The 11305-nt window shown below is 54.5% G+C and carries 9 protein-coding genes; 7 read left to right on the top strand and 2 right to left on the bottom strand.

Annotated elements, in window-relative coordinates; all coding sequences use genetic code 11:
• Positions 1 to 395 precede the first annotated feature (395 nt).
• The 6 genes from AAE045_RS04670 to AAE045_RS04645 all read left to right on the top strand — a co-directional run bounded on the left by AAE045_RS04670 (position 396) and on the right by AAE045_RS04645 (position 5039).
• Positions 396 to 809 carry a PTS sugar transporter subunit IIA gene (locus tag AAE045_RS04670; protein ID WP_455546682.1) on the top strand — a complete coding sequence of 138 codons (414 nt, stop codon included), beginning with the start codon at positions 396 to 398 and terminating at the stop codon, positions 807 to 809.
• A gap of 13 nt (positions 810 to 822) precedes the next feature.
• Complete coding sequence (locus tag AAE045_RS04665; protein WP_455546681.1) at positions 823 to 1293, top strand: PTS sugar transporter subunit IIB; 471 nt, start codon at positions 823 to 825, stop codon at positions 1291 to 1293.
• Between the two features lie 14 nt (positions 1294 to 1307).
• Positions 1308 to 2051, top strand: a complete 744-nt coding sequence (locus AAE045_RS04660) for a PTS mannose/fructose/sorbose/N-acetylgalactosamine transporter subunit IIC (RefSeq protein WP_455546680.1) — start codon at positions 1308 to 1310, stop codon at positions 2049 to 2051.
• A gap of 2 nt (positions 2052 to 2053) precedes the next feature.
• Positions 2054 to 2914, top strand: coding sequence for a PTS system mannose/fructose/sorbose family transporter subunit IID (locus tag AAE045_RS04655; protein ID WP_202304351.1), 861 nt, complete (start codon positions 2054 to 2056; stop codon positions 2912 to 2914).
• Between the two features lie 15 nt (positions 2915 to 2929).
• The gene (locus tag AAE045_RS04650) at positions 2930 to 3988 is read left to right on the top strand and encodes an SIS domain-containing protein (RefSeq protein WP_455547164.1); all 1059 of its coding nucleotides are present in this window, start codon (positions 2930 to 2932) and stop codon (positions 3986 to 3988) included.
• A gap of 64 nt (positions 3989 to 4052) precedes the next feature.
• Complete coding sequence (locus AAE045_RS04645) at positions 4053 to 5039, top strand: SIS domain-containing protein (protein WP_455546679.1); 987 nt, start codon at positions 4053 to 4055, stop codon at positions 5037 to 5039.
• A 41-nt stretch (positions 5040 to 5080) separates the two neighbouring features.
• Here AAE045_RS04645 and AAE045_RS04640 read toward each other — a convergent pair whose 3' ends face one another.
• A complete protein-coding gene (locus tag AAE045_RS04640; protein ID WP_455546678.1) occupies positions 5081 to 7810 on the bottom strand; it encodes a sigma 54-interacting transcriptional regulator in 2730 nt (909 codons plus the stop codon).
• Positions 7811 to 8203: 393 nt separating this feature from the next.
• Between AAE045_RS04640 and AAE045_RS04635 the strand changes: the two genes are divergently transcribed.
• Positions 8204 to 9130, top strand: a complete 927-nt coding sequence (locus AAE045_RS04635; RefSeq protein WP_455547163.1) for a hypothetical protein — start codon at positions 8204 to 8206, stop codon at positions 9128 to 9130.
• 68 nt (positions 9131 to 9198) lie between these two features.
• On the opposite strand, the gene glgX is transcribed toward AAE045_RS04635, so the two are convergent.
• Entirely contained in the window at positions 9199 to 11274 is a 2076-nt protein-coding gene (gene glgX, locus AAE045_RS04630) for a glycogen debranching protein GlgX (protein ID WP_455546677.1), read from the bottom strand.
• Between the last annotated feature and the right edge of the window lie 31 nt (positions 11275 to 11305).

The following is an 11305-nucleotide window of genomic DNA, read 5'->3' as shown; positions in this document are numbered from 1 at the left end:
CCATGATGAACATTGCAAACAGCTTTACCGCCTCGATTAAAACCCTTAGTTCCCGTTTACCCTCATCATTTAGCCCATCCGCAATAACTTATCACTTACTTTCAATAGAAATCCCCTCTTCTTCCTGTTTTATCAATTACTTACGAAATCCATCTCGACTTCAATGCGGCATTTTTAATTACGCGGATGCCACTACTTCCAGCTCAGTGTAGCCGTACCCACGTAGAACCTCTTATACCATCTGCCAGCTTAAGCCTTTACCAGGTAACAAACTGCCAATATTTCTCATGGCCAGTGTGAACCTTTAAATCTAATTCACTGATAAACAAAACCTTTTAAATATGGCACACCCTTTGCTTCACTGGATAAGACTAGCTGGAGTTAAGGGGAAACGAGTGCGCCATGTCTATGTAGCCAGCCACGGCCAGTTCGCGCGTGGCCTGGTTGACAGTTTATCGCTGCTGATAGGTGACGAACACGGCATCAGGCCGGTCTGCGCCTACGGCGATGATATCACCACCACGGAACAGCTTGACCGGACGCTTGAACAGCTTATCGCTGAGGCCAATGGCGAAGAGGTCGTGGTGTTTACCGATCTGCTGGGCGGCAGCGTAAACAACTGTGCCACCAGGGCGCTGATGCACCACCGCAACGTATACGTTGTGGCGGGCGTCAATCTGACCCTGCTTCTGGAATTTTTACTCTGCGAAGAGGAAAGCACGGAAGCCGCGGTTGTTTATGCCACCCATGCGGCCCGGGAATCGATAGTTTTCATCAACGCATTGATAAAACAACAATCTTCTGACTAATGGAGAGAATCACATGATCAAATTAGTGCGCATTGATTACCGCCTGCTGCACGGCCAGGTGGTCTTCGCCTGGACCCGTGCGCTGGATATAGACCATATCATCGTTGCCAATGATAAAGCCGCCGGCGACGCCTTTCTGACTATGTCGTTAAACCTGGCAAAACCGGCCGGCGTAACGCTGGATATCAGCACCGTCGAGCAGGCTGCCGAGAAACTGAACGGCGGCAGGCTGGACAATAAAAAAGTGATGGTGGTGCTGGGGAATACGGCTGAGACCCTTGCCCTGGTTGGGAAAGTCTCCGGCATCAGCGCAATCAACTACGGCGGCCTTCCCCAGAAGGAGGGAGCCACGCAGTTCGGCAAGGCAATCTATCTTAATGCGGAAGAAATTGCTGACAGCAAGGCGCTGAAAGAGAAAGGGATCCGTCTGGAAATGCGTCAGGTCCCTGCGCATTCCGTTGAACTGCTTAACGATAAACTCTGATACAGGAGGTCACTATGTTGCTCACGGCAACGTTACTCGGCCTGATAGCCGCGCTGGGCATCCTTGACGGGCGTTTACTTGGCGTATCGATGATCGACCGTCCGCTGGTGATGTGTACCCTAACCGGCCTGGTTTGCGGAAATCTACAGGAAGGTATTTTAATCGGCGCAACGCTCGAGCTTATTTTTTTGGGCAATGTCGCCATCGGTGCCGCCCACCCACCGGATATCGTCACCGGCTCAGTGCTGGCGACGGCGTTTTCAATTATGTCCGGGCGAGGACCGGAAGCCGCGCTGACCATAGCTATTCCGGTCTCCATGCTGGCACAGACGCTGGGTATTCTGGTGCGTATTCTCAACGCCCGCTTTGGTCACATGGCCGATCGTTACGCGGCCAAAGGGCATACCCGGATGGTGGCGCTGATGCACCTTGGCGGCCCGACGGCGCTGTATTTCCTTAACGGTTTTTTACCGGTGTTTTTCGCCATTCTGCTCGGTTCTTCCGCCGTGAACTGGTTCCTTGAGGCCATTCCTCCGGTGATCACAAACGGCCTGATTGTTGCCAGTAAAATTCTACCCGCGCTCGGATTTGCCCTGTTAATAAGCATGATGCTCAGCAAAAAGCTGATGCCGTACCTGGGGCTGGGTTTCCTGATAGCGGCCTACACCAGACTGGATATTATCGCCATAGCCCTGTTTGCCGTCGTGCTGGCCTTCATCATTAGCCAGTTTATTAACCTTAACCAACAGGAGAGTTAGCAATGAGCGAAATGACGCAAACCCTGGCTGACGGCCCGAAAGCGCAGGCGCAAAGCGAAGCTCACGACAGAGTCACTCCTCGTGATTTACGTAGCGTTTTCTGGCGTTCATTTACCCTGCAAGGCTCGTGGAACTATGAGCGGCAGCAGCACATGGGCTATGCCTACGCCATGACGCCCGCGCTAAAACGTATCTATCAGGATCCGAATGAGTTAGGACGCGCTTTGCAGCGCCACCTGGTGCTGTTTAACACTACGCCACATCTCTCGACGTTTATGTTTGGCCTGTCCATAGCCATGGAAGAAGAGAACCAGCGCAACCCGGAATTTAACGAAGAGTCTATCAATGCCATCAAAACCAGCCTGATGGGGCCGCTTGCCGGTATCGGTGACTCCATCTTCTGGGGATCGCTGAAGGTGATTGCCGCCGGCATGGGGATCTACTTTGCCCAGCAGGGCAGCATTCTTGGGCCAATCCTCGCGCTGTTTGTCTACAACCTGCCGCATATTCTCTGCCGCTGGTATGGCCTGAAGCTGGGGTACCGTGCGGGGACAACCTGGCTGATGCGTATCTACCAGAGCGGCCTGATGGATAAAGTCACCTATATAGCGTCGATTGTTGGGCTTATGGTCGTGGGCGCGATGACGGCCAGCATGATCGATATCTCCACGCCGCTGAGTTTTACTACCGGGCAGACCACCATGAAAGTTCAGGATTTCATCGACAAAATCCTCCCTTCTTTCCTGCCCCTTCTCTTCACCTTTGGGATGTTCAGGCTCATCCGTAGAGGGGTGAACATTAACTGGATCCTGTTAGGTACGGTGGTGTTTGGCATGGTTGCCAGCGCGCTGGGCCTGCTTTGACGAGAGGTAATGAATATGCTGGTTAAAGACTATATTGACGACACGCCTTCCCGCCTGCTGGCGATGCTGACGCAGACGCGGGACGATCTCCGGCAAATCGCGCAGGCGCTGCCGGAGGCGGGGGTAGCCCGAATCATTCTCACCGGCTCAGGAACGTCTTACCACGCAGCCCTGACCGCCCGGCCCTTTATGCAGCGCTGGTGCGGTATGCCGGTGGATGTTTACTGGCCCTTCTTGCTTAATGACGCTGCGCTCGCTCTCGGCAGCAAGGCGCTGGTTATCGGTATTTCACAGGGTGGCGGAAGCCTGTCCACCCTTGAGGCCATGAATCGCGCGCGTAAAGCTGGTCATCTCACGGCATCTATGGCTGGCGTTGCCCCAGCGGTCATCGACCGGGCAGCGGATTTCGTTCTGACCGTGCCCTGCGGTGAAGAAAAGGCGGGTGCAAAAACGAAAGGTTACCACTGTACCGTGCTCAACCTCATGCTGCTGGCGCTCGCCCTTGCCCAGCAGCAGGGACTTACCGCAGATGAACATCAACAGTTGCTGGCCCGTATGGAAGAAACATTCCGCCACCTCCCCGAACTGATTAACGCTGCCGGTGAATGGGCCATGACAAAAGCCCGTCCGCTGTTGCAAAGCGCGGATATCCGGCTGGTCGGGCCGTACACGCTTTTCGGAACCGTGCAGGAAGGGGCACTGAAAATGCTGGAGACATTTCGCTGCCCGGTGTCCGGCTACGAATTCGAGGAGTTTATTCATGGTGTTTATAATGCATTCAACGAGAACGCTACCCTCATCATGCTCTCTCCGTGGCAGGATGAGCGAGAAGCAAGGCTGGCAGAAATATTAGGCGGCTGGACCAAACATATTTACCGCATCGGACCGCAGGTGGAAAATAATGCTCTGAACCTGAGCGTCCCTTTTATTAATGATGAAGATTTCGCTGTTTTTGAATATATCATCCCTCTGCAAATGCTGTGCGCCACGCTACCGGAATTAAAAGGCATTGACCCGGCAACGCCAAAAGATCCTTTCTTTCATCAGAAAATGCAAAGCAAGCTAGGAGTGTAATTAGCATTAATAATATTTCATCCGCCCCTCTGCGGAGGGTGCCCTATATCCCAAGGAGAATAAAATGTCTGTCGCTCATGATACCGTTAATAAAATTATTGCTGATATTTTAACAAAACAAAAAATTGAACGCGTCTGGTTTGTCGGCTGCGGCGGCTCGCTGACAGGATTCTGGCCGGGTAAATATTTTCTGGACTGCGAGGCGAATCATCTTGCAGTCGGGTATATGACCAGCAATGAGTTTGTTCACGCCACGCCTGGAGCCGTCGGTAAAAACAGCGTGGTGATACTGGCATCTCAGCAAGGAAATACCGCAGAAACCGTGGAAGCTGCCCGTGTTGCCCAGCAGAAAGGTGCTGCGACTATTGGGCTGGTGTATACGCCTGACACGCCGCTGTGCAAATACAGTGATTACACGATTAATTATCAGTGGGCCAGATACCCGGAAAAGGTCGATCCGGCGCAGCAAAAAGCGGCCTACAGCCTCTGGCTGGCCGTTGAGATCCTTAAGCAAACCGAGGGTTACGCCTGCTACGACGCAATGATTAGCGCCTTCAGTCAATTCGCAGGCGTCGTCAGCCATGCCCAGCAGCAGGTAAAAGAGGATGCGCTGCGCTTTGCCGAACAATGGAAAGATGAAAAGGTCATCTACATGATGGGGTCCGGCCCCTCTTACGGGGCGGCTCATCAGGAATCCATCTGTATTCTCCTTGAGATGCAGTGGATCCATTCCGCCAGCATTCACAGCGGTGAATATTTCCATGGTCCGTTCGAGATTACCGAACCGGGTACGCCGTATATTCTGCTGCAAAGCGCGGGACGCACTCGCCCGCTCGACGAACGGGCTATTCGTTTTATCGAACGTTATCAGGGCAAGCTGCAGTGCATCGATGTTGAAAAACTGGATATTGCCGCCCTGCCCGCGAGCGTTAAAGAGTATTTTTGCGGCCTGCTGCATAACTGCGTGCTGGATGTCTATAACCTGGCGCTGGCGACTGCCCGCAACCACCCCCTGACTACCCGTCGCTATATGTGGAAAGTTGAATACTAGTCGTTTGCCCTCCCGGGCAGTGCAAATATCTGCCCGGGAGGCTACCAGTCAAATGCCTCAATTCTTAATTCAAATATATCGTGAATATAGCCAATCTCGGCAACCGGTAACGCAACATTATATAAATTCTTGAGCTGCTGAAAAGAGTGGTTAACCATCGTAATAAATTTACCGTGCTGGCTGTTAAACTCGGCGAGGTTCTTATAATGCGTAATCTCATTGCGCATCACTAACCTTTCAATCATGCAGCTTAAGTGAACATATAAACCAAGCGTTAAATTATTATTAAAAGTAAAGCCCAGCGTGTTTTGCCACTCGGCAATAATCGTTTCAATATGCCCCATGGTTTTCGCGGCATTAAGGATCGTGAGCGAATTAACAACGTTATGCAAAGAGAATTCACGCACCATATTTTTATTAATCAGCTCGATTTGCTTATTATTAAGATAATCACTCAATAGCTGCGTTAGATGTGCGTAGCCCTTTTCGCCAAGCAGCTCTTCAATGCCCACCCAGGGGACGCCCGCAAGCTGGGGATCGTCTGTCCCGACCACGGCTATCACCTCATACTGATTGAGCAGAGATGCCGCCATCTGGCTGCTCTTGAGCCGGATGTATTCGCAGGCGATGATATGGATGTCAAAGTCGGTCAGCTGGCTTTTTTCCATCAGCGTCTTGAACTTAAAGGCTGTTCCGATACCGGTAATGCAGGAAACCAACAGCACGCGTTTCTTTTTCTTCTCGGGCCAGTACAGGTCCCAGCTTGACTGATTAAGCGGGACGATCTCCTCGGCGATCTGTTCAATACTTTTTTGCGCCACGATTTCGCTGGCAATATTCAGTGCCAGACGGATTGTCACATTGTTCACCACCACCAGCGGCCCCTGAATCACTCCCAGCAGGGCATCGGCAATCTCTTTACTGTATCCCATATCTATCAGCACCATCACCCCGGCCTGGGTATCGGTGTGCTTCAGATAGTCGACAATCGATCGGCTGACGTCACTGAAAGCGACCTCCATTGGCATGTCCATCGCCTGGTATATTTTCTCGCCGATCAGGCGATTTGATAATCCGGCGATGCTGCTGGCGGTAGAGTAGCCGTGAGCGATAATCACCGCCTTCACTTTGCCATGGGTGGTGGCGTCAATGGCATTATTTACGATGGCGGCAATTGCCACCTGGTCGAGCGTATCAATAAGCAGATCGTACTTGTTGACGACGACAGAGAGTAACTTCCTGGTAATGCGCTGGGCTAATCCCGAAGAGTCCTCCAGCCAGCGCAGCATAACCTGCCGCGCTGCGGTTGACGTTTCTCGCGGGGTCAGAGGAAGGCTGGTCAGGTAGCGCCCGGCCAGATAAGCAAATTCGGCGTTCAAATCCAGATCGTAATTGGCCGCCAGCGCCTTACCCACATCTTCAATAAACCGTAGCCGCTTATCCTGGTGCGAAACGGTACTTTCTTTATTCATTAAGGCATCAAGGTAGAACGTGACATTCTGATAGGTCAGCTTCTCAAACATACGAATGCTGATATCGTCCCGGTCCAGCTCTTCACACAGCCCGCAGATATTTTCTGTCAGCCGCCGGTACGCCTGGTGCTGCGCAGGAACCAGCGGAAAGATACCCCTGTCGCGATAAATCATTACCCGCCTGGGCGATTCCATCAGGGTAAAAGGCCTCTCTGACACAATCTCATCGGGCAGGTGCCCGGCTTTGACTTCAAGCACCTCCCCCTCGCGCTGACCGAACGTCCATGCGCTGGCACAAACATTACGAATCAGATTCTCAAGCCCGCCGACGTTGCCTTCCAGCGTTTTTTGCATCAGCAGGCTGATAATTTCTTCGTCAAGCGCAAGGTCGTGGTCCAGCCTTTGCGCCTCGCTGCGGAAAAAATGCTGGATAAACGCCAGCCGCTCGTGCTGTCCCCGCTCCGCAACGGGCAGAATCTGGACGATGACAGGGATCCGGCGAATAAAAGTCGCAAGAAAGTGTTTTTCCAGATCCTCCGTGGAGGCGAAAATCAGCCGCACCGTCGCGCGAAGCTCCTCCCTGCTGTCGCCCAGCCGTCGCCAGCTGCCGTTATCCATAAAGTGGAACAGCTTTTCCTGGCCTTCCGGCGGCAGGCGGTGGACTTCATCGATAAACAGCACGCCTCCATCACTGGTCTCTATGAGACCCGCAACCGCCCGGTCTGCTCCGGTAAATGCCCCTCTCGCATGGCCAAATAGCTTTGACGTCAGCAGCTCCGGGTTGTTGGCATATTCGGCACAGTTGAAGACGGTAAAGGGGGCGTCAGAGGACAAAATCCCCTGTTCGATGGCGTACTGCCAGAGGCGGCGAGCGAGAAAGCTCTTTCCCGTTCCCGTCGGCCCGTGAAGCAACAAGGGCAGCCCGGCGCCGGGGTAGCTGATTGCCGCCTTGCACTGGCGCAGCGCATCCTGCAGGCTTCCCTGAGCGCCAATCAGCAATTCGAGATTATCCTGACGTTCCTCGTACAGCGCCTGCAGCGAGGCATAATCCCGATGCCGCACCACAAGATGATGGTGGGTACGCAGTACCTCAACGGGCAAAAAGAGGACCGGGCGACCATTGATCTTTATCACCCGCTGTTCCCGGTGCAGATTGTTGAGATGGTGACTGATGATGCTACGCTTTTGTTTGAGGCTGCTGGCAATCGCCATCGCGTTGAATTCACTCAGCGCTTCTGTAGTGAGCGGTAGCCTGATGAGCCGCTGCTCAAGCTGACGAAATACTGACTCCTTATTCATCACATTCTCCTCTGACAAACGCTGGAAATTTGCTTATACGACAAATTAAGCGCAGCGTCACAGTTGCCGCCCACATTTTTGAAATACTCTATTTTTCAGTGAATAACGTCGTGGCTCGCTCTGTGATTAAAGGTTGCCTCACTTTTTTTGTCAGGCTGGGTCCGGCATCGCACTATAAAATCTGACACATTTTTCTGAAGGTCGGGATGAAGACGGGAGTGGGCAGCCCTTCCGGCGCTAACTCCCTATTTGAATGGTTTCATCCTGCTGCGCTTCGTTAGTCACTTTTCTTGCGAAATACTGCTCTATTCGTATCCTCCCCTATAGTTAATACACAAACTGCCTTTGCAGGAGCTGTGACAATCTATGATTGCAGCCTTTCCATTATCTTTCATGCTGTTGGCGGCGGCACTTGCCCTGAGCCCGCCGGGCTATGCCGCAGACGGCGAGCGGATTAAACACCGGGCCGATGCCGTGCTGACGCTGATGAGCTACATGGTTTTTCCGGATATTACCGCCAGCGATCTGAATATCGGCACCGGCACCGGCGAAACTAACGAGCTCACCATCACTCAGTTTGGCGGCGGGGCCACCCTGAGCGAGTCCTTCCCGCTTTACCTGGAGGGTGCGTTAGGCTATAGCCGCTACGACCCGCAGTTTGTAATCAGCAACGGGGCGGAAACGCGGCGCATCCCAACTAAGTGGAACAGCCTCTCCGCTACCGGCGGCATCGGCTGGGATTTTCCGATCTACCGCGACCGCTGGGGAGGGAACCTTGTCCTGCGCCCTATCGCTAATGTGATGCTCGGCACGATGGCCAGCGATGTCCGGATAGGCTCCTGGGTGATAGAGCGCCGAAGCAATGCAGACTATGATTTTCTGGACGGCGGCAGGCTGAACGCCTATGGCCTGGGCGGCTCGCTGATGCTTGATTACGAGCTTTTTTCAAAACCGCAGGATATCGATATCGAGCTGCGCTACTCCGGCATGCAGCTGCAAACTTTTGCCAATACCTCCCGCGCCGTTGAGGGGCATGCGGAGGCAGAGAATCTGGGCCTGTACCTGCGCCGCAGAGCGCCGGTCTCTGACTGGACGCTGTTAAAAAGCCCCCTGCGCTACGTTCTTGAAGGGGCGCATACCGAATACCTGGGCCAGCAGCGCGGCGCGCTCGGATTTAACAGCCTGAGCTCGGTTGGCTTAGGGCTGGAGATAGACAGCAGCAAGTATCCTGTTTTTATCACCAGAACGCGCCTGGTGGCGCGCTATATGTTTGGTGATGATACCAGCGGCTACGGCGTCGGCCTGGCAATGAGCTTTTAGCCATTTCAAAGCTTTCGCCGGAGTTACGCCGTACCGCTGGAACTTCCTCAGCAGGCAAGAAAGGTTTATTAAGGCCTCCGGAACAGCGCCATGCTGCGCCCCTCCAGCTCAAAATCTTTCTCCTGGGTGATGACGATGCCCGGCTCGGCCAGCTCGGACGTGCTGATTTCCAGCACCCAGCCGCCCTCCCCGAACTGCGGGATGCGGAACGGCACGTTTCCTTCAAACGGGTTAAACAGCATCAGCACGTCGTGCCAGATACCCTTTTCCGCTCTCAGATCTTTACGGCCTATGTAAACGCCGAGCGTGGAGCCTTCATCCCACTGTTCCGGCTGCTGTAGCCCGCCGCCTGCGTTAAACCATTTGATGATTAAGCCATCGCGCCAGCTGTCCCGCCGCAGCAGCGGCTGCTCGTTGCGCAGCCCGATCAGACGACGGGTGAACTCCCGCAGCGCCTCGCTGGACGGCGGCAGATTATCCCAGTGAACCCAGGAGATGTCGCTGTCCTGACAGTAGCCGTTGTTGTTGCCCATCTGGCTGCGCCCAAATTCGTCTCCCGCCAGCAGCATCGGCGTGCCGTGGGAGAAGAACAATGTGGCGAGGAAGTTGCGCTGCTGGCGCTCGCGCACTTTGTTGATGGCCTCGTCGTCCGTTGGCCCTTCGGCCCCGTAGTTGCAGGAGCGGTTGTCGTTGTGGCCGTCGGCATTCTCCTCGCCGTTGGCCTCATTGTGTTTCTCGTTCCAGCAGACCAGGTCGTTCAGGGTAAAGCCGTCGTGGGCGGTAATAAAGTTAACGCTGGCCCAGGGGCGTCGCCCGCGCTGGTCGTACAGATCCCCGGACCCAAGCAGGCGGGCGGCAAAATCATTAGAGACATTATCCCCCTTCCAGTATTCGCGCACCGTATCGCGATACTGGTCGTTCCACTCCGCCCAGCCGGGTGGGAAACCGCCCACCTGATAGCCGCCGGGGCCGATATCCCAGGGCTCGCCAATAAGTTTCATGCGGGATAGCGCCGGATCCTGGGTGATAGCATCGAAGAACCCGCCGCGCTGGTCAAAGCCCTCCGGCTCGCGGCCAAGAATAGTGCCCAGGTCGAAGCGGAAGCCGTCGATGTGCATCGCATCCCGCCAGTAGCGCAGGGAATCCATCACCATCTGCAGCACCCGCGGATGGGAAGTGTTCACCGTGTTGCCGGTGCCGGTATCGTTAATGTAATAGCGGTGCTGGTCGGGCATGGTGCGGTAGTAGGAATAATTGTCGATGCCTTTAAACGACAGCGTCGGGCCAAGCTCGTTGCCCTCCGCCGTGTGGTTGTAGACCACGTCCAGGATCACCTCTATGCCCTCGTCGTGGAAGGCCCTCACCATGTCGCGGAAGCCCTGGATCCCCCGAGGCCCAAAGTAGCGCGAGGCGGGCGCAAAGAAAGCGAGGGAATTGTAGCCCCAGAAATTCTTCAGCCCCCTCTCCAGCAGATGCTGATCGTCCGGGAACCAGTGAACCGGCAGCAGCTCTACGGAGGTCACTCCCAGGCTCTTGATGTACTGCACGGTGGCTTTGTGGCTCATGCCGTCGTAGGTGCCGCGCAGGGCTTCAGGCAGCGCCGAATTAAGCTGGGTAAAGCCTTTGACGTGGGTTTCGTAAATAATGGTTTTCGGCCAGGGCACGGCCGGGCGGTTTTCGTCGTGCCAGATAAATTCGTCGGGATCGATAACCCGGCACTTAGGGGTAAAAGGCGCGCTGTCGCGGCTGTCGTAGGATAAATCTTTATCCCCGTGACCCAGCTCGTAGCCGAAATGGGCGTCATTCCATTCGAGCTTGCCCACCAGGTCCCGCGCGTACGGGTCGATCAGCAGTTTATTTGGATTAAATCTGTGGCCGTTGTGCGGATCGTAGGGGCCATAGACGCGATAGCCATACAGCGCGCCCGGCCTAAGGCCAGGCACATAGCCGTGCCAGACCTGATGGGTAAATTCCGGCAGGTCGAGTCTTGCGATCTCCGTCCTGCCATCCGGCTCGTACAGGCAGAGCTCTACCCGCTCCGCATGCGCCGAAAAAAGCGCAAAGTTCACGCCCTCGCCGTCGAAGTTAGCCCCAAGCTGATGGCTATCTCCGGCGAGGATTTCAAACGGTTTGCCTTTTGACATGAGTCCCTCCTCATCAAACAAAATTATCTTT

The organism is Dryocola clanedunensis (assembly GCF_038405435.1).
Taxonomy (GTDB): Bacteria; Pseudomonadota; Gammaproteobacteria; order Enterobacterales; family Enterobacteriaceae; genus Dryocola; species Dryocola clanedunensis_A.
This window is presented reverse-complemented; position numbering and strand designations above follow the sequence as displayed.